22 protein-coding genes and 1 tRNA gene are annotated in these 22781 nt (G+C 62.9%); 10 read left to right on the top strand and 13 right to left on the bottom strand.

The window, feature by feature from the left end:
* Positions 1-62 precede the first annotated feature (62 nt).
* Positions 63-971 carry a LysR family transcriptional regulator gene (locus tag AC07OE_RS17065; RefSeq protein ID WP_495071773.1) on the top strand — a complete coding sequence of 303 codons (909 nt, stop codon included), beginning with the start codon at positions 63-65 and terminating at the stop codon, positions 969-971.
* 103 nt (positions 972-1074) lie between these two features.
* Here AC07OE_RS17065 and AC07OE_RS17060 read toward each other — a convergent pair whose 3' ends face one another.
* Together AC07OE_RS17060 and AC07OE_RS17055 are read right to left on the bottom strand one after the other, a co-directional pair.
* The gene (locus AC07OE_RS17060; RefSeq protein ID WP_495071772.1) at positions 1075-2262 is read right to left on the bottom strand and encodes a DUF5666 domain-containing protein; all 1188 of its coding nucleotides are present in this window, start codon (positions 2260-2262) and stop codon (positions 1075-1077) included.
* A 5-nt stretch (positions 2263-2267) separates the two neighbouring features.
* Positions 2268-3140: a DUF6502 family protein gene (locus AC07OE_RS17055; RefSeq protein ID WP_495071771.1), complete on the bottom strand. Its 873-nt coding sequence runs from the start codon at positions 3138-3140 to the stop codon at positions 2268-2270.
* 133 nt (positions 3141-3273) lie between these two features.
* On the opposite strand from AC07OE_RS17055, the gene AC07OE_RS17050 reads away from it, so the two are divergent.
* From AC07OE_RS17050 to urtE, 6 genes are all read left to right on the top strand, one after another.
* Positions 3274-3741, top strand: coding sequence for a hypothetical protein (locus tag AC07OE_RS17050; protein WP_495071770.1), 468 nt, complete (start codon positions 3274-3276; stop codon positions 3739-3741).
* Between the two features lie 182 nt (positions 3742-3923).
* A complete protein-coding gene (gene urtA, locus AC07OE_RS17045; RefSeq protein WP_495071769.1) occupies positions 3924-5198 on the top strand; it encodes an urea ABC transporter substrate-binding protein in 1275 nt (424 codons plus the stop codon).
* Positions 5199-5375: 177 nt separating this feature from the next.
* A complete protein-coding gene (gene urtB / locus AC07OE_RS17040; protein ID WP_495071768.1) occupies positions 5376-6956 on the top strand; it encodes an urea ABC transporter permease subunit UrtB in 1581 nt (526 codons plus the stop codon).
* Positions 6953-8071 carry an urea ABC transporter permease subunit UrtC gene (gene urtC, locus AC07OE_RS17035; protein WP_495071767.1) on the top strand — a complete coding sequence of 373 codons (1119 nt, stop codon included), beginning with the start codon at positions 6953-6955 and terminating at the stop codon, positions 8069-8071. The genes urtB and urtC overlap by 4 nt, the downstream gene beginning before the upstream one ends.
* Positions 8068-8949, top strand: coding sequence for an urea ABC transporter ATP-binding protein UrtD (urtD, locus tag AC07OE_RS17030; protein ID WP_495071766.1), 882 nt, complete (start codon positions 8068-8070; stop codon positions 8947-8949). The genes urtC and urtD overlap by 4 nt, the downstream gene beginning before the upstream one ends.
* A gap of 12 nt (positions 8950-8961) precedes the next feature.
* Positions 8962-9654 (top strand): urea ABC transporter ATP-binding subunit UrtE, encoded by a 693-nt coding sequence (urtE, locus tag AC07OE_RS17025; RefSeq protein ID WP_495071765.1) that lies wholly within the window; start codon positions 8962-8964, stop codon positions 9652-9654.
* On the opposite strand, the gene AC07OE_RS17020 is transcribed toward urtE, so the two are convergent.
* From AC07OE_RS17020 to AC07OE_RS16980, 9 genes are all read right to left on the bottom strand, one after another.
* Entirely contained in the window at positions 9651-11315 is a 1665-nt protein-coding gene (locus AC07OE_RS17020) for a tetratricopeptide repeat protein (protein ID WP_495071764.1), read from the bottom strand. The two genes, urtE and AC07OE_RS17020, sit on opposite strands and share 4 nt — an antisense overlap.
* 40 nt (positions 11316-11355) lie before the next feature.
* On the bottom strand, positions 11356-12186 hold the full coding sequence (locus tag AC07OE_RS17015; RefSeq protein WP_495071763.1) for an urease accessory protein UreD: 831 nt from the start codon (positions 12184-12186) through the stop codon (positions 11356-11358).
* The gene (locus tag AC07OE_RS17010) at positions 12186-12953 is read right to left on the bottom strand and encodes an ABC transporter permease (RefSeq protein ID WP_495071762.1); all 768 of its coding nucleotides are present in this window, start codon (positions 12951-12953) and stop codon (positions 12186-12188) included. The genes AC07OE_RS17015 and AC07OE_RS17010 overlap by 1 nt, the downstream gene beginning before the upstream one ends.
* 9 nt (positions 12954-12962) lie before the next feature.
* Positions 12963-13790: an ABC transporter ATP-binding protein gene (locus tag AC07OE_RS17005; protein ID WP_495071761.1), complete on the bottom strand. Its 828-nt coding sequence runs from the start codon at positions 13788-13790 to the stop codon at positions 12963-12965.
* Positions 13791-13792: 2 nt separating this feature from the next.
* Positions 13793-14821: an ABC transporter substrate-binding protein gene (locus tag AC07OE_RS17000; RefSeq protein WP_495071760.1), complete on the bottom strand. Its 1029-nt coding sequence runs from the start codon at positions 14819-14821 to the stop codon at positions 13793-13795.
* 73 nt (positions 14822-14894) lie between these two features.
* Complete coding sequence (locus AC07OE_RS16995) at positions 14895-16124, bottom strand: M20 family metallopeptidase (RefSeq protein WP_495071759.1); 1230 nt, start codon at positions 16122-16124, stop codon at positions 14895-14897.
* On the bottom strand, positions 16121-17941 hold the full coding sequence (uraD, locus tag AC07OE_RS16990; RefSeq protein ID WP_495071758.1) for a 2-oxo-4-hydroxy-4-carboxy-5-ureidoimidazoline decarboxylase: 1821 nt from the start codon (positions 17939-17941) through the stop codon (positions 16121-16123). Before uraD ends, AC07OE_RS16995 begins: the two co-directional genes overlap by 4 nt.
* 5 nt (positions 17942-17946) lie before the next feature.
* The gene (gene puuE, locus AC07OE_RS16985; RefSeq protein WP_495071757.1) at positions 17947-18885 is read right to left on the bottom strand and encodes an allantoinase PuuE; all 939 of its coding nucleotides are present in this window, start codon (positions 18883-18885) and stop codon (positions 17947-17949) included.
* Positions 18882-19523 carry a GntR family transcriptional regulator gene (locus AC07OE_RS16980; RefSeq protein ID WP_495071756.1) on the bottom strand — a complete coding sequence of 214 codons (642 nt, stop codon included), beginning with the start codon at positions 19521-19523 and terminating at the stop codon, positions 18882-18884. Before AC07OE_RS16980 ends, puuE begins: the two co-directional genes overlap by 4 nt.
* A 67-nt stretch (positions 19524-19590) precedes the next feature.
* Between AC07OE_RS16980 and uraH the strand changes: the two genes are divergently transcribed.
* Positions 19591-19956, top strand: coding sequence for a hydroxyisourate hydrolase (gene uraH, locus AC07OE_RS16975; RefSeq protein ID WP_495071755.1), 366 nt, complete (start codon positions 19591-19593; stop codon positions 19954-19956).
* Positions 19957-19963: 7 nt separating this feature from the next.
* On the opposite strand, the gene AC07OE_RS16970 is transcribed toward uraH, so the two are convergent.
* Entirely contained in the window at positions 19964-20500 is a 537-nt protein-coding gene (locus AC07OE_RS16970; protein ID WP_495071754.1) for a hypothetical protein, read from the bottom strand.
* An 89-nt stretch (positions 20501-20589) separates the two neighbouring features.
* Here AC07OE_RS16970 and xdhC point away from each other — a divergent pair, with 89 nt between their 5' ends.
* Together xdhC and AC07OE_RS16960 are read left to right on the top strand one after the other, a co-directional pair.
* Positions 20590-21399 (top strand): xanthine dehydrogenase accessory protein XdhC, encoded by an 810-nt coding sequence (xdhC, locus tag AC07OE_RS16965; RefSeq protein ID WP_495071753.1) that lies wholly within the window; start codon positions 20590-20592, stop codon positions 21397-21399.
* 12 nt (positions 21400-21411) lie between these two features.
* Positions 21412-22644 carry a urate hydroxylase PuuD gene (locus AC07OE_RS16960; RefSeq protein ID WP_495071752.1) on the top strand — a complete coding sequence of 411 codons (1233 nt, stop codon included), beginning with the start codon at positions 21412-21414 and terminating at the stop codon, positions 22642-22644.
* Between the two features lie 48 nt (positions 22645-22692).
* Here AC07OE_RS16960 and AC07OE_RS16955 read toward each other — a convergent pair.
* Positions 22693-22769 (bottom strand) — tRNA-Pro (locus AC07OE_RS16955).
* Between the last annotated feature and the right edge of the window lie 12 nt (positions 22770-22781).

Below are 22781 nucleotides of genomic sequence, written 5' to 3'. Positions count from 1 at the left end.
TTGAGCGCCATTGGTTTGATAAATATCTACAAAGCGATTGGTTTGTTCGTAATAATTGAACAATGAGCACCCTGGACCGCATGCACATCTTCACCCGCGTGGCCGAGCTGGCCAGTTTCACGCAGGCGGCCGACGCCCTGGGCCTGCCAAAGGCCAGCGTGTCCACCGCGGTGCAGCAGTTGGAGGCCGACCTGGGCACGCGGCTTTTGCACCGCACCACGCGCAAGGTACAGCCCACGCAGGACGGCGAGGCCTTTTACGAGCGCTGCAAGGACCTGCTGGCCGATGTGGACGAGGTGCAGACCATGTTTCAGCAGCAGGGCGTGCAGAACCTGCGCGGCCGCGTGCGCATCGACATGAGCACGGGCATGGCGCGCAACGCCATCATTCCGCGCCTGCCCGAGCTGTTGGCGCTGCACCCGCTGCTGGAGCTGGAGATCAGCAGCACCGAGCGCCGGGTGGACCTCGTGCGCGAGGGTTTTGACTGCGTGCTGCGTGTGGGGCCGGTGGGTGACACCAGCTTGGTGGCGCGCCCTCTGCCGCCGCTGCGCATGGTGAATGTGGCGAGCCCTGCCTATCTGCAGGCGCACGGCACGCCGCGCACGCTGGCTGACTTGGCGCAGCACCGCCTGGTGCACTACGCCAGCACCTTGGGCGCTAGGCCGGGGGGCTTTGATTACTTCGAGAACGGTGAGACGCGCAGCATGTCCATGCAGGGCGCCGTCACCGTGAACAACGCCGACGCGTACACCGCTGCTTGTGTGGCGGGGTTGGGAATCATCCAGGCACCTGCGGTGGGTGTGCACCTGCTGCTGCAACAGGGGCTGCTGGCGGAAGTGTTGCTGCAGCATGTGGCGCCGCCCATGCCGCAAACCCTGTTGTATGCCAACCGCCGCAACCTGTCCAAGCGGGTGCGCGTGGTGATGGACTGGATGGTCGAGGTGGTGGGTGACTACGTGCAGACGATGTAGCTCGATTCAAGCTATGTGTGGCAAACGCGGCAAACCTTTGGAAGGTAAAACCCTTTCAGGCACTCTTATAGATTGATTTGTCCGCTATTGAAAAAGTAGCTAATTACCTGCCACGTGTTTTGTTGTTGAAGCCACCAAGTTCTCCCGCAGCTTTGAAGGCGTCCGTTGATCCTCCTGGTCCTGGTGCGCCCGCAGGCATAGGACCCGTGCCATTGCGCAGGCCATCTGTCGCCGCGCCGGATCCGTTGCCAGGGTGATGCGCCGCCGTCGCGTCGTGGACCTCAACGCGTTCCGCAATCAGGTGACCTGACGCGTCGATACTGCCAAAAATCCGCAGGCGCTGTTCACTGCCTTGCAACACAGCCTCCCGTTGCGCCGCACTGACGGCGTCACCCAGGGTGATGGGGCCCTGGCCCAGGTCGATCTGATCTTTGCTGGCATTTATGGCATAGCCTTCCAGCACCACTTTGTCCACGCTTCCCAGCAATGTGCGCGTTGGTTGTACTCGTACGTTGCTGGCGACCAAGCGTTCGCCATCCCACGCGCCCTGGACCTGCAATTCCTTGCCACTGGCGGCGGCCCACCAGGTGCGCAGTGCCTCCCAGAAGCTCAACGCGGATGTACTGATCGCCGCTGTCCCGATGTGGATGCCGCCACCGCGCACATGGGCCACACCGGTCAGCTGCGCCTGCGCCTGGATAGCGGTCGCCTGCAGATGAGTCGCCAGCAGCTCACCATTGCCCAAACGGTAGCCGCTAACCCGCACCCAGGTGCCGGGCCGGATCTGGGGCCATTGCTCAGTGCTGGCCGACCAATGCGCCGTTTGACCCAGGATACGGAGCTCGCCGCGCGCTATATCAACCTCGTCCACGGGCCCCACGGCCAGATGCAGCAATGCAACGTGTCGTGCCTGCAGTTCGTCCCCATCTCCCAGGGCCTGGACCACTACCAGTTGTCCCACTTCCAGCGCGCCTGCGCGCGTCACGGCCCCGTTGTCGCTGATGGGCGTGGCATCGTTGTAGTGCACCTCTACGCCGTTGACGCAAATGCTGGCAAACCCGGTGATCACGCCCACAATGCCGGTGCCGCCTATGCCGGGCGCTAGCGCCACATCCCCCGTTCCGCCTATGCCTGGCTGGATCGCCAGATTGCCGGTGCCACCGATGCCCGGCGCCATCGCCTGCGGGTTGACGAGAGAGTCGCCATGGCCGCACAGGTTGGCCGTTTGCCCCGGTAGCGCCAGCATGCACACAGCAGCCAGCAGCACACTACGCGACAGGAGGTTCAACATTCCTCTCATGGCTTTGGTGTCCCAGGAGCCGTGGTGGGATCCACCGGTGCAGCTGGCTCGGTATAGAAGTACACGCCGAAGGTCATGCGCTGGCGCACCGCCGGGCGTTCCGAATCCTGGCGTTCCAGTGCTAACGCCGACTGGTTGATGTCCAACAGGGCTTTCATGCCAGCTTCGCGCGTTTGCGCGCTCAGCTGTGCGATGGACTCCGGACTGAGCGCGTCGTATTGCACGCTGCGTTCCAGAAACGGCGGCTGCACGCCCAGCAGATTGCTGGCGGCGGCGGCGGCATGGTCGTGCAGGTTGTGGCCCAGGTAGAACGCTTTTTCGTCGAAGCCAGCGCTGGGTACAAAAGCGCTGGTGTTCAGGCACACGCGGCTGCTGTCGTCCAGATGGGCCACGCCCAGGCGCAGCCACTCGTCCAGCACCACGCGCGAGCGGATGTCGCTGTTCACGCTGGCGACCAGTGCTTCAAAAGATTGTTCGCCACCGTCGCTGGCAAACCGCGGGAGTGGCCGCGGTTTGCCATCATCGTCCAGGTAGCGGGGAGTGCCCAGCCACAGGGCCACCAGTTGGGCGCCGAGAGACACCACATCGGGCATGCCGTCCGCAGTCTCTCGGAGTTCTGTCCGCAAACGGCTCACGTCTTTGCGGTGCACGCCCGTCATCACGCTGATGCGGCTGTCGGTAGGGGGCTTGGCGTCAGACCGGAATTCGGCTTCGGCCACATCCACAAAGATGCTCTTGAGCAATTCCGTGAGGTAAGGATAGGTCATGCCCTGCGCAATCATCAATCGGACCAGTGGCCGCAGCACGCGCCGTAGCGCCCGCACCAGGGCCGGCGCAGGGGTGGCGGAGGCGGCGTTGATGGAATCCATGGCCGTAAATGTAACTTATTTGTGGGAAAAATTTACACAAAATCATTGACGTGGGAAATTTTCCCTCTTATTATTCATTTGCGTGGGAAAACATCACACGCAAATTTGAAACTTTACCCAAAGGAAATTGACCATGAAATCGTTTTACAAACCCGCCATTGCCTCTGCCGTAACGGTATTGATGGGCGTGCTGGCCTCGCCTGCTATGGCCCACAAGGGCGGTCCGGCCGGTGGCCCCGCCAACAGCAGCGGCGCTTCCGTCAGCGCCACGGCCAACACGGCGGCCACAGCCCCTGCCACAGCCGCAGGATCGGCCACCGCTACGACCAACACCGCGGCGACGTCGACCCGTCAGGAACCGCCTAAGCCACTGCCACGCCAGGAAAGCGCGGAGTCCAACGGCGGCGCATCTGGCACCGAGCAGGCATCCGATGCACCACGCGAACCCCGTGGTCGCGGTGAGGGGCCCCTGCACATGCGCCGCGGCCGCGGCACTGGTGATCTGCCGCCTGCCGCGCCTGCCGATAGCACTGCTACCAACACTTCCGCCAGCACCAGCACCACCGCGGCGGCTTCCAGCACTACGACAAGCACCCAGTAATACGGGGCTTTTGCAGGGGCCTTCGTGCCCCTGCTGGGCGAGCAGGCAGAGGGTGTACGCCACTAGGCGTATTTCCGCTTTCAGGGGGCATCTCTACAGTTGACCCATCGGATCGCAGAGCCTCTTCAAGCAATGGCTCTGGGGTACGTGAACCGGATTTTTTAACCCTCGGAGAAGCCCACATGCAACGCCAGAACTCTCGTCGTTTTACCCTGAAGGCACTCACCGCTGCCGTCGCCCTGACCACCTTGTCCGCCGTGCCAGCATTTGCTGCTGACACCATCAAGGTCGGTGTTTTGCACAGCCTTTCCGGCACCATGGCCATTTCGGAAACTGTGTTGAAAGACACCGTGCTGATGGCCATCGACGAAATCAACGCCAAGGGCGGCGTGCTGGGCAAGAAGCTCGAACCCGTAGTGGTCGACCCCGCTTCCAACTGGCCCCTGTTCGCTGAAAAAACCAAGCAGCTGCTGACGCAAGACAAGGTCGCCGTGATCTTCGGCTGCTGGACATCAGTGTCCCGCAAGTCCGTGCTGCCCGTGGTGGAAGAACTGAACGGCCTGCTGTTCTACCCTGTGCAGTACGAGGGTGAAGAGCTGTCCAAGAACGTGTTCTACACCGGTGCTGCTCCCAACCAGCAAGCCATTCCGGCTGTCGACTACCTGATGAGCAAAGAAGGCGGCGGCGCCAAGCGTTGGGTGCTGCTGGGTACCGACTACGTGTACCCCCGCACCACCAACAAGATCCTGCGCGCTTACCTGAAGAGCAAGGGCGTGGATGAAAAAGACATCGACGAAAAATACACGCCCTTCGGCCACAGCGATTACCAAACCATCGTGGCTGACATCAAGAAGTTCTCCGCCGGTGGCAAGACGGCCGTGGTGTCCACCATCAACGGTGACTCCAACGTGCCTTTCTACAAAGAACTTGGCAACGCCGGCCTGAAGGCCAAGGACGTTCCAGTCGTGGCCTTCTCAGTGGGTGAAGAAGAGCTGCGCGGCGTGGACACCAAGCCGCTGGTGGGCCACCTGGCTGCCTGGAACTACTTCATGTCGATCAAGAATCCGACCAACACCGAGTTCATCAAGAAGTGGTCTGACTACGCCAAGGCCAAGGGCATTGCCGGTCACAAGGACAAGCCTCTGACCAACGACCCGATGGAAGCGACCTACATCGGTATCAACATGTGGAAGCAAGCGGTGGAGAAAGCCAAGTCCACCGATACCGACAAAGTGATTGCTGCCATGGCCGGCCAGACCTTCAAGGCACCCAGCGGCATCGTGTCCAAGATGGATGAAAAGAACCACCACTTGCACAAGTCAGTGTTCATCGGCGAAGTCAAGGCCGATGGCCAGTTCAACGTGGTGTGGAAGACACCCGGTCCTGTGAAGGCCAAGCCATGGTCTCCGTACATCGAAGGCAACGACGTCAAACCTGACGAGCCCGTCAAGAAGTAAGGCGAAGGCAGGGAGAGGCTAGGTTTTTGCGCCGGGCCGCCCCAAGCGGAAACGCGCCCCCTTGGGGGGTAGCGACCCGCGGAGCGGCGGAGCTAGGGGGCAATTTTCTTTAGCCAAAGCCGCCACTGCCTGTTCGGGCCGTGGCGGCTTGTTTTATTTACCCGGAGAAGTTGGCGTATGCCAAAACGACTATTTCATGTGCTGGCCATTGCTATTGTTTTGATAGCTACCCGCGCCCAGGCGCTGACGGCCAACGAGGCAAAAGCCATGGCAGTGGGCGAGGGCGATGCGCGCATCGAAGCCTTGCGTGCCGCGGTGGCAGGCGCCGACGCCAACACCGTGCGTTTTTTGCAGGCGCTGGCTGACGATGCCGTGAAGGTGATGGGCGACCGCCCGGTGCTGGTGGTGGATGGCATGGGTGTGGACCCCGTGACCAACGCCGAAGTGGTGCTGACGGACAGCGCCGAAGATGTGATGAACAACAACCGCATGCGCGGTGAGCTGGATACCGCGTTGGCCGCGGTGAAGCTGCTCTCCACCGATGTGAAGGTGCGCCGCGACGCGGTGAAGACCCTGCAGGGCGAGGTAGATGAGAGCAAGCTGCCCCTGATCGAGAAGGCCTTGGCCGTCGAGACCGTGCCCGATATCAAGGAGCAGATCACGCTGCTGCGTGCTGCGGCCCTGTTGGGCAGCGCCGACACCGCCAAACGCCTGGAGGCCGCCGGCTCTTTGGGCGAGAGCACGCTGGCTGCCACCAAGACGCTGCTGGTAGAGCGCCTGAAGATTGAAACCGATGGCGCGGTGAAGGCGGCATTGGACAAGAGCCTGCGTGCGCTGGAGTCGCGTCTGGCCTGGGGTGACCGACTGGGCGCCATTTTCAGCGGCATCAGTCTGGGCTCCATCCTGTTGCTGGTGGCGCTGGGGTTGGCCATTACCTATGGCCTGATGGGTGTGATCAACATGGCCCACGGTGAGCTCATGATGATTGGTGCCTACGCCACTTACGTGGTGCAGGGCCTGTTCCAGAAATACCTGCCCGGTGCGTTTGACTGGTACCTGTTGGCCTCGTTGCCCGTGGCGTTCATGGCGTCGGCCCTGGTGGGCGCGGCGCTGGAGCGCGGGGTGATTCGCTTTCTCTATGGCCGGCCGCTGGAAACCCTGCTGGCCACCTGGGGTATCAGCCTCATGCTCATGCAGCTGGTGCGCACCATTTTCGGCGCCCAGAACGTGGGTGTGGAGAACCCCAGCTGGATGAGCGGCGGCGTGCAGGTCATGGGCAATTTGTCCCTGCCCTACAACCGCCTGGTCATCGTCGGCTTTGCGCTGGCAGTGTTGCTGGGCGTGTGGTTCCTGATCGAGAAAACCCGGCTGGGCCTGTTTGTGCGTGGTGTGACGCAGAACCGCCCGATTGCCAGCTGCATGGGGGTGAACACGGCCCGCATTGATACCTATGCATTTGCACTGGGCAGCGGCATTGCGGGTCTGGCCGGTTGCGCATTGAGCCAGGTGGGCAACGTGGGGCCTGACCTGGGCCAAGGCTACATCGTGGACTCGTTCATGGTGGTGGTGCTGGGCGGCGTGGGCCAGTTGGCCGGCACGGTGTATGCCGCGCTGGGTCTGGGCGTGCTCAACAAATTCCTGGAAGGCTGGACCGGCGCTGTGCTGGCCAAGATCGCCGTGCTGGTCTTCATCATCATCTTTATCCAGAAACGTCCCCAGGGCATCTTTGCCATGAAGGGCCGGAGCGCAGAAGCATGAGTACCTCCCCCGTTCCTACCCTCGTTCTCCCGTCACCCCAACCCCTGCTGAGCCGCAGTGGCTGGGGGGCCTGGCTGGGCGCCTTGGTCGTGCTGTGTGCGCTGGTGCCGGTGCTCAACCTGCTGGTGCCCGTGGGCAGCGTGTTCCACCTGAGCGACTTTGCGGTGGCCCTGGTGGCCAAGATCATGTGCTACGCCATCTGCGCGCTGGCCATGGACCTGATCTGGGGCTACACCGGCATTCTCAGTCTGGGCCACGGCGTGTTCTTTGCGTTGGGCGGCTACGCCATGGGCATGTACCTGATGCGACAGATTGGCCTGGACGGCAACTACAAGAGCGCCTTGCCCGACTTCATGGTGTTTTTGGACTGGAAGACCCTGCCCTGGCACTGGACCTTCTCGGACAGCTTTGTCGCCACGCTGCTGTTCGTGGTGCTGGTGCCGGGCCTGGTGGCGCTGGTGTTTGGCTTCTTCGCCTTCCGCTCGCGCATCAAGGGTGTGTATTTCTCCATCATCACCCAGGCCATGACCTTTGCAGCCATGCTGCTGTTCTTCCGCAATGAAACGGGCTTTGGTGGTAACAACGGCTTCACCGATTTCAAGCGCATCCTGGACATCCCGATTGCCACCACCAGCATGCGCATGACGCTGTTTGTGCTGACGGCGGCCACGCTGCTGGGCTTCTTCCTGATGGCACGCTGGCTGGTGAACAGCAAGTTTGGTCGTGTGTTGCAGGCTGTGCGCGATGCGGAAACCCGCGTGATGTTCAGCGGCTACAACCCGATTGGCTACAAGCTCAGCATCTGGGTCATCTCGGCCATGATGTGCGGTGTGGCAGGCGCTCTGTATGTGCCGCAGGTGGGCATCATCAACCCCAGCGAAATGAGCCCGGCCAACTCCATCGAGATTGCCATCTGGGCAGCAGTCGGTGGGCGTGCCACGCTGATCGGGCCGGTGATTGGGGCCTTTCTGGTGAATGGCGCCAAGAGCTGGTTGACCGTGACCTACCCTGAGTTCTGGTTGTACTTTCTGGGCGCACTCTTCATCGGTGTGACCCTCTTCCTTCCTGATGGAGTGGTGGGCTTGATCAAGAAAATCAAGGGAGGCAAGGCATGACTCCCGACCTGTTGGAACAAGGCGCCAAGCGCGTCCAGGATCACATGGCCGCGTTGGCGGCTCAGTCCGGACAAACCGAATCGGGTGGCCGGGCTGCGGGCTTCTCGCGCGTGGCCAAAGCCGGCGAGGTGGATGTCACCCACGGACGCATCCTCTACCTCGAGGACGTGAGCGTGAGTTTCGATGGTTTCAAGGCCATCAACAAGCTCAGCCTGGACATTGCACCGGGCGAGCTGCGCTGCATCATCGGCCCCAATGGCGCGGGCAAGACCACGATGATGGACATCATCACGGGCAAGACGCGGCCCGACGCGGGCACCGTGTTTTTTGGCAGCACCATTGACCTTCTGCGCTTCAAGGAGGCCGAGATTGCCCAGCTGGGCATTGGCCGCAAGTTCCAGAAGCCCACGGTGTTCGAGCAGCTCACGGTGTTCGAGAACCTGGAACTGGCGCTGAAGACCAACAAGGGTGTGAAGGCGTCGATGTTCTTCAAACTGGACTCGGCCCAAAGCGACCGCCTGGCCGAGGTGCTGCACACCATCCACTTGGCGGACAGCGTGGGCCGCCTGGCCGGCAACCTGAGCCACGGGCAAAAGCAGTGGCTGGAGATTGGCATGCTGCTCATGCAGGACCCCAAGCTGTTGCTGCTGGACGAACCTGTGGCGGGTATGACGGACGAGGAAACCGAGCGCACGGCCGAGCTGTTCCTCACGCTCAAGGGCAAGCACTCGCTCATGGTGGTGGAGCACGACATGAGCTTCATCCGCACCATCAGCGACATCGTTACCGTGCTGTGTGATGGCTCGGTGTTGGCGCAAGGCACGCTGGACCAGGTGCAGTCTGACGAGCGCGTCATTGAAGTCTATTTGGGCCGCTAAGGTTGTGAGCACATGCTGAAAATCAACAACGTCAACCAGTACTACGGCGGCTCCCATATCCTGCGGGATGTGAGCCTGGAGGCCGACATCGGCAAGGTCACGGTCATCCTGGGCCGCAACGGTGTGGGCAAGACCACGCTTCTCAAATCCATGATGGGCCTGGTGCCCATCAAGTCCGGCAGTATTGAGTTCGATGGCAAGCCTATCCAGAAACTCACGCCCTACGAACGCGCCCGCCTGGGCCTGGGCTTTGTGCCGCAGGGCCGTGAGATCTTTGCGCGCCTGACGGTGGAAGAAAACCTGCGCATGGGCCTGGCCTACAAGAGTGCCGGAACGCCGATTCCGCCCGAGTTGTTCGAGCTGTTTCCGGTGCTCAAGCAGATGCTGAACCGCCGTGGCGGCGATCTGTCAGGCGGGCAGCAGCAGCAGTTGGCCATTGCCCGCGCCCTGGCAGCAGGGCCCAAAGTTCTCATTCTGGACGAGCCCACCGAGGGCATTCAACCCAGCATCATCAAGGACATCGGTCGCGTGATCCGCATGCTGGCGGACCGCGGTGACATGGCCATCGTGCTGGTAGAGCAGTACTACGACTTTGCGCAGGAACTGGCCGATGACTATGTGGTGATGGAACGGGGCGCAGTGCTGGCCCGCGGAAAAGGGCAAAACATGGAAGTGGACGGCGTGCGCGCCCTCGTGGCCATTTAGGTCAGGGTCGGTGGCGCTTCGGGTGGTACCCGCTTGCCGGTACGCAGCGCCAAGCCCCCTGCCTGGCGCCGTTGCTCGCCCAGTGAAGCACGGCTGATGACCGGGCCGCACAGGGCACGCAGCTCGTTGACCAGCAGTTGCAGCCGGGTCTCGTCCTGCACCTTGCCGCTGTACTTTTGCAGCAGCTGGTAGGCGTTCTCGGCCAGGCGTGCGTTCATGGTTTCCTTGCCATGCAGAATCAGGTTCTTGACTGCACCGGTCGGGTCCCCGGCCAGGCTGAGCGTCATGGCCGCTTCGGTGTACTCCAGCACCTGCGTCTGCGCCGTGCGGATCACAGCCTGGTACGGTGGGTAGGCTAGCGCACTGGCGGCCATCAGTTCGGTGATGGAGCGGTTGCTGCAGAAGCGCTTGGCCAGGGCCTCGACCAGAGAGGCCACTTCGTCAAGCTGGATGGCTTTGCGCGCCAGGTGGGACACCAGGGTCACCAGGTTGCTGGCAGATTCAAAGTCAAATTGCGGTGTCTGCACCGCCTTCGCCATGGTCCGCACCGCGTCCAGAGAGGGGCCGAACTGCTGCTGCTGGATCAGGTTGAGCACATCCACCACGGCCGACAGGCGTTGCAGGCGAACGTTGTCGGGGTCCTTGTCGATGAGACGCAGGAAATCGTCCTGGCAACGCTGCAGCCCTTTGCGGTCGTTGCTCTCCAGTCGGGTGAAGGCCAGCAGCACCAGGCTCTGGCTGTCAAACATCTTGGATTCAATTCCCAGACGCACGGTCTTGTCCAGCAGGCGCTCGGCATCCTCGTGGTTGCCGGAGTAGTAGGTCATCATCGCCAGGTTCTGTACCCGGCTCACCGAGGCCGGCGTCAGGGTGGACGCCATCTTGTAGGTCTCCAGCGCCTTGTCAAAACGGCCCAGTTCGAAGTAGGCGCGCGCCATCACGTCGTAGGCGTCCGCATAGCTGGGGTCGTCGTTGATGAGGTTTTCCAGCGTGCCCGTGGCCTGGTTGATGTTGCCGGCTTCCAGCTGTGCGCGGGCCACACCCAGCCGCGCCCAAGGCAGGGTTTTGGCCGCAATCACGGCCTTGTACAGCACCTGTGCCTCGCCATGGCGGCCCAGGCGCAGCAGCAGCTCGGCACCCACACGGGCGGCGTACAGCCAAAACTGCCCGCGGGACTCAAAGCGGTCCATGCACATGGCGGCGGCTTCTTCAAAGCGCTCTTCTTCGATGGCGCTGAAGATGCCTTGCAGTGAGACCTTGCGGATGCGCGCCGCCGCCAGGCGTTCGCCCAGTTGGGTGGCTTTGTGCGGCTTGAGCAGGTAGCCATCCAGTGCGGATTCTGCGGCCTCAGCTACCTTGGCGTAGGTGGCCTCGCCGGTGATCATGATGAAGATGGTGGAGAAGGGCAGCAGTTGGTTGCGGCGCAGGTCGTCCAGCAAGTCCTGCCCCGATATTTCATCTGTGGCAAAGTGCTGCTCGCACAGCACGAAATCAAAACCACGGTACTCCAGTTGTCGCCGCGCGTCGATGGGGCGAACCGCCTGGGCTACGCTGGCCACACCAAAGTCCCGCAACTGGGACACAAGAATGGACCGTGACGTGGGGTTGCCATCCACGACCAGGGCGGTGCAATCAGAAAAGTCAGTGTCTAGCGCTGCCATCGCTCGCATTATGGGCGCAGAGCGTCCAACCCGCGCGACCTTACATGGACCAGATTCTGGGGTCGGCCGCGCTCAGCGCCCAGGCTTCGGCCCGCCACGCGCGGCGGATGCTGCGCAGCAGCTGCATGGCGGGCTCTACCGTGGGCGCCAGGGCGCGCACTACCACCACTCGCGGGTTGGGGCTGGTGGCACCTACGCTGCGCGCCAAGGGGTGTCCCTCAGTCGCGTGCCGTGCCATCTCCAGCAATGCCTCTTTACGGGGGCGGGTCAGCGGGCTGCCGCTGGCAAAGAACAGGGTGGCCAGGCAGCGCTGCCCGTCCAGGCCGGCGGGGCTTTGCATCAGGCGCAGGTCTTGCGCGTCGATACGCCCACGCTCCAGCCAGGTGCCCGGGATCTCGATGTGCTGCTCCAACTGGCCACGCGTGAATGGCAGATTCGCGTGGGGCAGGCCCAGCGCCGTGATGTCCCAGCCCATGCATTCGGCGGTGGGGGCCAGCTCCAGTTGCAGCTGGTTGCGGGCCTGACAGGCGTCGTAGCAAATGGCCTCCAGCGGCAGCCATTCCAGGCGCGCGCCCTCGTCCAGAGTGATGCGGCTGTGCTGCGTGGCCCAGGGGCCCTCGGAGCGGTAAAAGCGCGTGGCGCCCGGTGTGGTGATGAGCCCGTGGGAGCCAGCCTCGGCACGCACGGAGATGCTCAGCGTGTCGCCACCGACCAAGCCGCCGGGCGGGTGCACCAGCACGTTGTGGCAGGTGGCCTCGCCTTCGGGGTACAGGCTCTGCAGAATGCGCAGCGGGCCGCTGTGCACATGGCGGGCCACGGTGCGGCCCGACTCCATACGGTAGCTCAGGTCGAGCTGGGCATGCCACACCATCAGCTGTTCTGCGAACCGCGGTGTGCCCAGGCCGTAGTGTGCTTTTCAACCGCGCTGAACAATTCGTACATGGCCATGGCCATGGCACCGACCACCACCAGGCCGGAGAAGGCCAGGCCCATCTGCATGGCCGACCCTGCGCTGATGAGCAGGTAGCCAATGCCTTCGTTGGCAGCGGTCATCTCGGACACCGTGGTGCCCACAAAGGCCAGCGTGATGGCAACCTTGAGTGAGCCGTAGAAGTAGGGCATGGAGCGCGGCAGGCCCACTTTTACCAGCACGTCCCAACGCTTGGCGCCCAGCACGCGCAGCACGTCTTCGAGCTCGGGCTCCAGCGTGGCCAGGCCGGTGGCGATGTTGACCATGATGGGGAAGAAGCTGATGAGGAAGGCAGTCAAGATGGCCGGCCCCACCCCAATGCCGAACCACACCACGAGGATGGGCACAAAGGCGGCCTTGGGCAGGGCGTTGAAGGCGGTCATGAGCGGGTACACCGCCGCATAGGCCAGGCGCGAGCTGCCAATGACAAAGCCCAGCAGCACGCCAACGACGATGGCGATACCAAAGCCAGCCATGGTGACCCAGAAGGTGCGCCAAGCGTGCGCGCCGATGATGCCCTTGAACTCCCAGAACTGGGTCCAGATGCGCCAGGGGCTGGGGAAGATGAACTCGGACACATCAAACGCCGAGCACAGAATTTGCCACAGCACGATCACGGTCACCAGCAGCAACCAGGGCGACCACTGTTCAATTTTCTTTTGGTTCATGGCAGTGTCTTATTGGTTGATGGTGGCGCCGGTCTTGCGCATGGCGCCGATGTGGCCGCGCAGCTCATGCACGATGTCGGTGAACTCCTTGGTGTAGGTGATTTCCAGCTCGCGCGGGCGCGGAAGTTCAATCTCTTTCTTCACCACAAAGCGGCCCGGGCTCTTGCTCATCACGTACACAGTGTCGGCCAAAAATACGGATTCGCGCAGGTCGTGCGTGACCAGGATCACGTTGAACTGCTGCTCGGTCCACAGGTCGCGCAGGATGCACCACAACTCTTCGCGCGTGAACGCGTCCAGCGCGCCGAAGGGTTCGTCCAGCAACAGCATCTTCGGTTCATGGATCAGCGCACGGCAAATGCTGGCGCGTTGCTGCATGCCGCCTGAGAGCTGCCAGGGGAACTTGTCTTCGTAGCCGGCCAAGCCCACCTTTTGCAGCAGCTTGCGGGCGCGCTCTTCGTATTCCTTGCGCTTGGCCTTGAAGCTGCTGCGGTAGGGTTCCACGATTTCCAGCGGCAAGAGCACGTTGTCCACCGTGGTTCGCCAGGGAAGCAGCGAGGGCGCCTGGAACGCCATGCCCGAGATTTTGAGCGGCCCCGTCACCGGCTGGTTATCGATCAGGATCTTGCCCATCGAGGGCATCTTCAGGCCCGTGGTGAGCTTCATGAAGGTGGACTTGCCACAACCCGAAGGGCCGACGATGGCGATGAATTCGCCCTTGCGCACCTTCAGGTCAATGGCCTCTACCGCAAAGTGGTTCTGCTTGAGCAGCTCCTCGTTGTAGGCCAGCCAGACATCCTGAAAATCGACAAACCAGGGGGAAGCGGGAGCGTTCATGCTTACTTTTTGGGCAGCACGTTGAGCTCGGCCTTGGAGGGCAAGAAGCTGCCATTCCATACCACATCGGGGTTCACCCGGCTCTTGGTGTTGAAGGCGTCGGACACTTGCGAGGCCATGAGCGATAGACGGGGCGCGCTGATCTGTCCAAACCCTTCGGCGCGCGCATTGGCGCTGTTGATCGCGGTGTCGATGGCCAGCTGCAGTCGGCGGGTTTCGAGTTCGGTGTTGATGATGCCGTCACGCGCCTTCACGTCGTTGATGGCGGCGGCGGGGTTGCCGATCACGTCCTTCACGCCCTTGGCGAACGCGGCCAGGAAGGCTTTCACCGCAGCGGGGTTTTCTTTGAGGAATTTGGGCGAAGCGATGATCGCGTTGCCATAGAGCTTCACACCGTATTCGGGGTAGGGCAGCACGACGACATCCTCGGCCTTCACGCCGCGCGCTTCCAGATTCAGGAGAGAAGTGAAGGTGAAGCCCGTGATGGCGTCCACATCACCGCGGGCGAGCATGGTTTCACGTAGCGGGGGGTCCATGGCAGTCCATTGCACACCGCTGATCTTGTTGGCCTTGGCAAAGATCGGGAAGGCGCGGCGGCCTGCGTCAAACACGGGTGCGCCCAGTTTCTTTCCGTTCAGGTCGGCGGGCGTCTTGATGCCGGACTTCTTGAGCGCCATGACCGAGGCGGGCGTGTCGTTGTAGACCATCATGATGGCTACAGGCTTGTTGGGCGCATCGGCGTTGTTCGCGTGAAACTCCATGAGCGCTGCCAGGTCCGCAAAGCCCATGTCGTAGGCACCCGAGGCCACGCGCGTCACAGCGCCGCCGGAGCCGTTGCCCGCATCGATGGTGACGTCGAGCTTGGCGTCCTTGAAATAGCCTTTGGCAGCGGGGGTGAGGAACAGGGCCGCGGGACCTTCAAAGCGCCAGTCGAGCTGGAACTTGATCGGCGTGGTTTGGGCCAGCGCAGCACCGGCGGCCAGTGTGGTTGCGGCGAAGGCGATGGCGTGAAGAAACTGGCGCTTGTGCATGGGAACTCCTACAGGTTGTCAGATGAGAACAGAAAAGCAAGAAGAATGCCCAAATTTGGGGCGCAGGGTACTTTCAGGGGTGCAATAAATCCAGAAGTGTGCGCGCCACTACCTTGGTGGCCTTGCGCAGGTCGTCCAGGCGCACACGCTCGTCGGCGCGCTTGGCGTGCGACTCCAGCACCGTGCGCGGGCCCGCACCATAGATCACACCCGGAATGCCGCGCTCGGCGAACAGGCGCACATCGGTGTACAACGGTGTGCCCATGGCAGGAATAGGTTCGCCAAACAGGGTTTCCCCGTGCTTTTGCAGCGCGTCCACCAAAGGCTTGTTGCCCGGCAGCGGCTGCATGGAGCGGGCGAGCAGCAAGCGCCTAATGTCGACCGTGATACCGGGCACTTGGGCGGCCGCATCGGCAATCACTTGGCGGATGCTGGTTTCCACTTCAGCAGGGTTTTCTTCGGGGATCATGCGGCGGTCCAGCTTGAGCACCACCTTGCCGGGGACCACATTGGTGTTGGTGCCGCCTTCGATGCGGCCCACGTTCAGGTAGGGGTGGGTGATGCCTTCAACGCCGGACGTGACCTGTTTGTACAGCCTGTTCTGTGCGTAGAGCGCGTTAAGGATGTGCACCGCGCCTTGCAGCGCGTCTACGCCCGACTCGGGAATGGCGGCGTGGGCCATCTTGCCGTGCACGGTCACTTCCATCTGTAAACAGCCGTTGTGCGCGGTGATGACTTGGTAAGAGAAGCCCGCGGCCAGTAGCAGGTCGGGCTTGGTGAGCCCTTTTTCCAGCAACCAGCCGGGGCCCAGTTCGCCGCCAAATTCTTCGTCGTAAGTGAACAGCAGGTCGATGGCGCCCTTGAGCGGCAGGCCCAACGATTCAAGTGCGCGCACGGCAAAGGTGTAGCTGGAAAAGTCGCTCTTGCTCACGGCGGTGGCGCGGCCGTACATGTTGCCGTCGGCAATCTCGCCACCGTAAGGGTCATGTGTCCAGCCCTCACCGGGAGGTACCACGTCGCCATGCGCGTTGAGGCCGATGGTGGGGCCGGGGCCATAGGCGCGGTGCACCACCAGGTTGGTGATGCTTTGCATGCCGGCTGCGGTGACCTCCGCAGCCGGCACGGCATGCTTTTCGGCAGCAATGCCCATAGCGGCCAGCAGTTCGGCGGTGCGCTCGGCGTGCGGTGCATTGTTGCCCGGCGGCGTGTCGGTGGGCACGCGCACCAGTTCCTGCAGAAAACGCACCTGTTCGTCAAAGTGCGTGTCAATCCAGGCGTCGAGTTGGTCGTAATGGGTGGTCATGGGTTTCCGTGTTCTTGAGCCAGTTGGCCGAGCAAATGGGAGAAGGCGTCGACGGCAAGTTGCATGTCGTCGCTGGTGCTGGATTCCAGCGGGTTGTGGCTGATGCCGGAGTTCAGGCCTCGCACAAACAGCATGGCCTGTGGCATGACGGTGTGCAGCTTCATGGCGTCGTGGCCCGCGCCGCTGGGCATGCGGTGCAGGGGCACGCCCAGGGCAGTGACTGCCTGTTCCCATCGCTGCTGCCATGCCGGTGCACTAGGCGCGGCGCTGGCTTGCATGGTTTGCGTGAGCGTGAAGTGCACGCCGCGGCGTTCGCACAGGGCTTGCAGTCCGGCGCGTACATCGGCATCCAGCGCATCGCGCTGCGCGTCGGACGGCGCACGCAGGTCCAGCGAAAACTGGCAGCGCCCGGGGATCACATTGATGGAGCCATTGGGCACGTTGAGGATGCCCACGGTGCCCACCGAGTCGCCATCGCGCGCGGCGCGTTGTTCCACCAGCAGAATCAGCTCGGCCACCGCCGCGGCGGCATCGCGCCGCTGGTCCATGGGCGTGGTGCCGGCGTGGCTGGCCATGCCGATAACCTCGCCCACATAGCGCACGCTGGCGTTGATGGAGGTGACCACGCCCAGCGGAATGTCCAGTGCGTTGAGCACCGGGCCCTGTTCGATGTGCACTTCCACAAAGCCCTGGTAGTCGGCGGGATTGCGGCGGATGGCGGGGATGGCGTTCACGTCCAGCCCGGCATGGGCCATGGCGTCGCGCATGGCAATGCCGTTCGCGTCCACCTGGTCTAGCCAGGCTGGGTCAAAGTCGCCAGTCAGCGCACCTGAGCCCAGGAAGGTGGCCTTGTAGCGCTGGCCTTCCTCTTCGGCAAAACCCACCAACTCCAGCGCGTAAGGCAGGCGCTTGCCTTGCGTCTTGAGCGCTTGCACGCAAGCCAGCGGCACATAGATGCCCAGACGCCCGTCGTACTTGCCGCCGTTGCGCACGGTATCAAAATGGCTGCCCGTCAGCAGAGTTTTAGATGTTTTAGGCCCCTGGCCCTCGTCGCCATTGCGCGACCAGCTATCACTTTCGTAGCGTCCCACCACATTGCCGACGGCGTCGATGGTGGCGCTGTCGCAACCTGAGGCCAGCATGTCGGCCTGGATCTGGCGGGCGCAGGCGCGGTGCGCGTCGGTCAGGTAGGTGACGGTGAGCTGGCCCAGTTCGGCGTAGCCGGGGTCGGTGTGCTGGGCCAGTGCCTCCTGCCAGTCCCACACCTGGTGGCCCTGGGTGGGCAGATAGCCAAACTTGTCGTTGAGGCGGATCTCGGCAATGCGGTGCACATTGCGCAGGCACTCGGCCAGCTCGAACTCGGGATGGCCCTGCACGCGACGCTCCAGCGTAGCGATGATCTCGGCCTTGCTGAGTCCGGTACCACGCGGGCCGCGCACGGCCAGGATGAAGGGGAAACCAAAGCGCGCGTTGTACTGTGCGTTGAGCTGCTGGATCTTGTCGAACTCAGCGGGCGTGCAGTGCGTGAGGCCCGCCTTGCTTTGCTCGTTGGTGCTCTCGGCGGTCAGGCTTTTGTCCACCATGGCTTTGCCCGCCAGCTCGGGGTGGGCGCGCAACAGCGCCAGCTGCGCATCGCGCCCGCCATTGGCCACTTCCAGCACCATGGCGTATTTGAGCTGGGCCAGCGAAACAAAGGGACGCTTGGCGAGTGCGGCACGCGCAATCCAGGGCGAATGTTCGTAGAGGCCGTCCAGCAGCGCAGCCGCCTCGTCCAGCGTCGCGCGGTTGAGTTGGTCCAGGGTCAGGGGTGTGGCCATGGCGTTCAACCTTGGTAGGGGTGGACGGCTTTCCAGTGCCGCGCAATATCAATGCGCCGCGCCACCCACACGCGTTCATGCTGGCCGATGTGGTCCAGAAAACGCTGCAGCGCCGTGATACGGCCGGGACGGCCCAGCAGGCGGCAGTGCATGCCGATGCTCATCATGCTCGGACGCTCGTCGCCTTCGGCATAGAGCGCGTCAAACGTATCTTTGAGGTACTGGAAAAACGGATCGGCATGCGAATAACCCTGGGGCAGGGCGAAGCGCATGTCATTGCAGTCCAGCGTGTAAGGAACGATGAGCTGGGGCACCACGCTGCCGTCGGTTTTTTGCACCTTCATCCAAAAGGGCAGGTCGTCGCCGTAGTAGTCGCTGTCGTACGCAAAGCCGCCATAGTCGGCCACCAGGCGGCGCGTGCGCGGGCTGTCGCGGCCTGTGTACCAGCCCAGCGCGCGCTGGCCGGTGAGCTTTTCAATCGCCGCCATGCCCAGCTGCATGTGTTCGCGCTCGGTGGCTTCGTCGATGTTTTGGTAGTGGATCCAGCGGTGGCCGTGGCAGGCAATCTCGTGGCCCAGCTCCACCAGGCGGCGTGTCAGCTCGGGGTGGCGCTCCAGCGCCATGCCCACGCCAAACACGGTGAGCGGCAGGCCACGCTTCTCGAACTCGCGCAGGATGCGCCACACGCCGGCGCGCGAGCCGTACTCGTAGATGCCTTCCATGCTGATGTGGCGCTCCGGGTAGCTCGCAGGGTTGAACATCTCGGAGAGGAATTGTTCAGAGCCCGCGTCGCCATGCAGCACGCTGTTTTCGCCGCCTTCTTCGTAGTTGAGGACGAACTGCACGGCCACACGGGCCTGGCCCGGCCACTGCGCGTGGGGCACGTGTTCGCCATAGCCAATCAGGTCACGGGGGTAGGGTTGGGTGCTGTCGTAGGTGGTCATGGAGTGTCGGCAGGGGTAAGGGTCAAGGCGGCTTCCACGTGTTGCAGGTGTTCGTCCATCAGGCGCAGAGCCAGTGCTTCGTCGCGCGCTTCGATGGCGTCCACGATGGCGGTGTGTTCTTCGTGCGAATGCTCGGCCGCGGCGCTGGACTGGTACATCAGCGTGATCAGCGCGCAGCGCGAGAGCAAGTCCATCAGCAGCAAGGCCAGTACCTCGTTGCCCATGAGCTGGGCCAGGCGCACGTGGAAGTCGCCCAGCAGCTCGGTACGGCTGGAGACATTGCCCTCGCGGACGGCTTGTTGCTCTTGAACGATGTGGGCACGCAGCGCCTGGATATTGTGGGGGGTTATCTGCGCAATGAATGCACGGAGCATGCCCGCTTCGAGCATGCGGCGCACAGCAAACACCTGGCGCGCTTCCGCTACCGAGGGAGCGGAGACAAAAGCACCGCGCGCGGGCTCCATGCGGATGAGCCGGTTTTGCGAAAGCTGGAAGAGGGCCTGGCGGATCAGTGTGCGGGAGACGCCGAACTGGTCGGCCAGTTTTTGTTCCCCCAGCTTCGCGCCTGGTTGCAACCGGTGTTCGACGATGGAGCGCGTGATCGCCTCGACGATGAAACTGGTGGTGGTGGGCTCCATGCGGCCATGATACCGAGAATGCCGAAAAGTGTATACACTTTGGATTTTGCAGCGAAAGGGCAGCGCCATGGGCTTGAGCACACACGTACTGGACACCATGCACGGCACGCCCGCTGCGGGCATGTCGGTGGCGCTGTACACCACACAGACCGGTCCGCAGGGTGACACTGCGACGCTGGTGAAACGCTTTGTGCTGAACGCGGATGGCCGCAACCCCGACGGTCCGCTGTACGACAACGCGAGCCTGAAACAGGGCACTTATCGGCTGGTTTTTGATGTAGCGGGCTACTTCAAGGGCCGCAACGTGGCCCTGCCCGAACCCAATTTTCTGAACCAGGTGAGCCTGGACTTTGGCGTGGCCCATGTGGACCAGCACTACCATGTGCCGCTCTTGGTCAGCCCCTGGAGCTACTCCACCTACCGGGGCTCCTGAGCCAGGGTTAGAGCTGGCCTTCAGTCAAGGTATCGAGTTGAAAACGCCCACTCTTGTGCCACAGCCAGGTGTCCGTGTAGGTCACCTTGCCCATGCGCACCGGGGCAGGGAAGGGGGCAGCCATGCGCACCGAGCGTTCAATCTCGGCCATCACCTCAGGCGCCTGGGTGGGCGCGCGCATCCAGCGAATGTCGGTCACATAACCCCGGCGGTCAATGTCCACTTGCAGCACGCCCACTGCGTAGAGCAGGGGCGGCAGTTTGCCCGCCCAGATGCGGTCGGTGTTGCGGGCGTAGAGATGGGTGGCAGCGTCTCGGCGGTAGTCACGCGGCGAAAGGGCTTGCGAAGCCAACAAGGGAATGTCTTGGGGCGGCGGCACGATGACCACGGGCGCAGCCGGTGGCGGCGTGGGCGCCGCGGCGGCTGGGGCTTCGCGCTTGGTGGCGCAGCCAGCTACCAGGCCGGCAAGGGCGAGTCCTGCGCTCCAGGCCAACCAGGTACCGCGCTTCCAACAGGGCGCGTGCGCGATGCTGCTCAAATTCATCATGTGTCTCCGGTCGGGTCTGTGCCCGCGTGCTGTGGGACAAATTATGGCCCCGATTGTGTGGGCGTTCGCGGCAAAGGTATCCGTTTGTGAACGCCCTGCGGTCCCTCGCCGATCTGCTGCACCAACGGGATGCGGTGCTGGTCAGCGTGCAGTCCAGCCGCGGATCGGTGCCGCGCGAGGCCGGCGCCTGGATGGCAGTGCACGCCCAGGGTCTGCTGGGCACTGTGGGGGGCGGCCGGCTGGAGCTGGATGCTTTGGCACACGCCCGCAACATGTTGTTGCAAAACCCGGTGCCTGCGCCGCATGCCGCGCGCTACGCGCTGGGCCCCAGCCTCGGTCAGTGCTGCGGTGGCGAGGTGTACCTGCACTATGAACGTGTAGGCGTCTCCGATGTGCCCGCGCTGCTACAGCGGCTGCGCCCGCCCCACTCGCCGGTGGCTTTGTTTGGCGGTGGCCACGTAGGCCGGGCGCTGGTGCAGGTGCTGGGCCATTTGCCGATGGATATCCGCTGGATCGACAGCCGTGACGAAATATTCCCCGACCAAGTGCCCGAAACCGTGCACTGCGAACACTCCGACCCGGTGCAGGGCGCGGTGGCCACGCTGGCGCCGCAGTCCTGTGTGCTGGTCATGAGCTTCAGCCACGCCGAAGACCTGGACATCGTGGCCGCCTGCCTGGCGCGCCAGCGCACGCAGGGCGACCTGCCCTACATTGGCCTGATCGGCAGCCGCACCAAATGGGCCACCTTCCGCAAACGCCTGCTGGCGCGCGGCTTTACTGACACCGAGTTAGACCACGTCACCAGCCCGATCGGTGTGCCCGGGATTGCCGACAAGCGCCCCGAGGTGATCGCGGTGGCCGTGGCGGCCCAACTCTTGCAAGTGACCTCACATTAGGAGAACTCCCGCATGGAAAGCTATTTACTCGACTGGGCCAACCTGCTGTTGCGCTGGGTGCATGTCATCACCGCGATCGCCTGGATCGGCTCTTCGTTCTACTTCGTTTTTTTGGACAGCAGCCTCACGCCGCCAGAAGACGAAGACCTGAAGAAACAAGGCGTGAGCGGCGAGCTCTGGGCCGTGCACGGCGGTGGCTTCTACCACCCGGTCAAATTCGCCGGTGCCCCGCCCAAGCTGCCCGGAAACCTGCACTGGTTTTATTGGGAAAGCTACAGCACCTGGTTGACCGGCTTCACCCTGTTTACGGTGTCTTACCTCTGGAACGCGGGGACCTACCTGATCGACAAATCGGTCATGAACTGGCACCCGCATGCGGCGATTGCCGTGGCCATCGGGTTCCTGGTGGCGTTCTGGCTGGCCTATGACGGGATTTGCCGCGTGTTTGGCCGACGCAAAAATGGTGATGCCATCGTGGGGCTGGGCGTGGCCATTCTGGTGTGCATCGCATCCTGGCTGGCCTGCCACTGGTTTGCCGGGCGTGCCGCCTTCCTGTTGATGGGGGCCATGCTGGCCACGACCATGACCGCCAACGTGGCGCACTGGATCATTCCCGGCCAGCGCAAGATGGTCGCCAGCATCAAGGCCGGACAGCCGGTGGACCCCATCCATGGCTGGCGTGGCAAACAGCGCAGTGTGCATAACACTTACTTCACGCTCCCCGTGCTGTTTGCCATGCTGAGCAACCATTACAGCTTCACCTACAGCCACCCGCAAAACTGGCTGGTACTTATCGTCATGATGTTTGCGGGCGCCGCGATTCGCCAGTTCTTTGTGCTGCGCCACGGCTTCAAGCTGGGCCGAAACGGCCATCCCTGGCCTTATGCAGTCGTGGGCGTGGCAGTCATCCTTGGCGCCATCGTCTGGCTGAAACCCGCACCACCCGCAGAAATTGCTCCTAATTCAGGAGCGACTTCTGCGGTAGATACGGGGGCTGCAGGCACGATTGGCTATAAGGAGCTGCAGCCCATCTTGGCGCAGCGCTGCTACATGTGCCACGGCGAGGCGGTGCAGATGAAGAACGTGCGCCTCGATTCTCCCCAAGGCGTTTCAGCCCATGCGCAAGCGGTGTACCAGCAAGCCGTGGTTACCAAGATCATGCCCATGAACAACGCCACCAACATCACGGACGCAGAGCGCGATGTGATCAAACGCTGGTTTGAGGGAGGGGCGAAGACCGACTGAGGGGCGGGCGCGGCACGAGAGTGCCGACCATGTCGAGAAAGAGATGTTTGGTCGGGGTGAGAAGATTCGAACTTCCGGCCTCTACGTCCCGAACGTAGCGCTCTACCAGGCTAAGCTACACCCCGTGGTGTGGGCTC

This window comes from Rhodoferax sp. GW821-FHT09E07, assembly GCF_059416145.1.
The sequence above is the reverse complement of the archived record's forward strand: the minus strand, read 5'-3'. Positions and strand labels throughout refer to the sequence as shown.

What these genes read in the sequence shown, in the direction of transcription:
- AC07OE_RS17060 (WP_495071772.1), bottom strand. Translation starts at nt 2,262, where the DNA reads ATGTTGAACCTCCTGTCGCGTAGTGTGCTGCTGGCTGCTGTGTGCATG.
- AC07OE_RS17020 (WP_495071764.1), bottom strand. Translation starts at nt 11,315, where the DNA reads ATGGCAGCGCTAGACACTGACTTTTCTGATTGCACCGCCCTGGTCGTG.
- uraD (WP_495071758.1), bottom strand. Translation starts at nt 17,941, where the DNA reads ATGGCCACACCCCTGACCCTGGACCAACTCAACCGCGCGACGCTGGAC.
- AC07OE_RS16960 (WP_495071752.1), top strand. Translation starts at nt 21,412, where the DNA reads ATGGAAAGCTATTTACTCGACTGGGCCAACCTGCTGTTGCGCTGGGTG.
- AC07OE_RS17055 (WP_495071771.1), bottom strand. Translation starts at nt 3,140, where the DNA reads ATGGATTCCATCAACGCCGCCTCCGCCACCCCTGCGCCGGCCCTGGTG.
- puuE (WP_495071757.1), bottom strand. Translation starts at nt 18,885, where the DNA reads ATGACCACCTACGACAGCACCCAACCCTACCCCCGTGACCTGATTGGC.
- urtD (WP_495071766.1), top strand. Translation starts at nt 8,068, where the DNA reads ATGACTCCCGACCTGTTGGAACAAGGCGCCAAGCGCGTCCAGGATCAC.
- urtC (WP_495071767.1), top strand. Translation starts at nt 6,953, where the DNA reads ATGAGTACCTCCCCCGTTCCTACCCTCGTTCTCCCGTCACCCCAACCC.
- AC07OE_RS16980 (WP_495071756.1), bottom strand. Translation starts at nt 19,523, where the DNA reads ATGGAGCCCACCACCACCAGTTTCATCGTCGAGGCGATCACGCGCTCC.
- AC07OE_RS16995 (WP_495071759.1), bottom strand. Translation starts at nt 16,124, where the DNA reads ATGACCACCCATTACGACCAACTCGACGCCTGGATTGACACGCACTTT.
- urtB (WP_495071768.1), top strand. Translation starts at nt 5,376, where the DNA reads ATGCCAAAACGACTATTTCATGTGCTGGCCATTGCTATTGTTTTGATA.
- AC07OE_RS17010 (WP_495071762.1), bottom strand. Translation starts at nt 12,953, where the DNA reads ATGAACCAAAAGAAAATTGAACAGTGGTCGCCCTGGTTGCTGCTGGTG.
- AC07OE_RS17015 (WP_495071763.1), bottom strand. Translation starts at nt 12,186, where the DNA reads ATGGTGTGGCATGCCCAGCTCGACCTGAGCTACCGTATGGAGTCGGGC.
- uraH (WP_495071755.1), top strand. Translation starts at nt 19,591, where the DNA reads ATGGGCTTGAGCACACACGTACTGGACACCATGCACGGCACGCCCGCT.
- AC07OE_RS17000 (WP_495071760.1), bottom strand. Translation starts at nt 14,821, where the DNA reads ATGCACAAGCGCCAGTTTCTTCACGCCATCGCCTTCGCCGCAACCACA.
- AC07OE_RS17065 (WP_495071773.1), top strand. Translation starts at nt 63, where the DNA reads ATGAGCACCCTGGACCGCATGCACATCTTCACCCGCGTGGCCGAGCTG.
- AC07OE_RS17050 (WP_495071770.1), top strand. Translation starts at nt 3,274, where the DNA reads ATGAAATCGTTTTACAAACCCGCCATTGCCTCTGCCGTAACGGTATTG.
- urtE (WP_495071765.1), top strand. Translation starts at nt 8,962, where the DNA reads ATGCTGAAAATCAACAACGTCAACCAGTACTACGGCGGCTCCCATATC.
- AC07OE_RS17005 (WP_495071761.1), bottom strand. Translation starts at nt 13,790, where the DNA reads ATGAACGCTCCCGCTTCCCCCTGGTTTGTCGATTTTCAGGATGTCTGG.
- AC07OE_RS16970 (WP_495071754.1), bottom strand. Translation starts at nt 20,500, where the DNA reads ATGAATTTGAGCAGCATCGCGCACGCGCCCTGTTGGAAGCGCGGTACC.
- urtA (WP_495071769.1), top strand. Translation starts at nt 3,924, where the DNA reads ATGCAACGCCAGAACTCTCGTCGTTTTACCCTGAAGGCACTCACCGCT.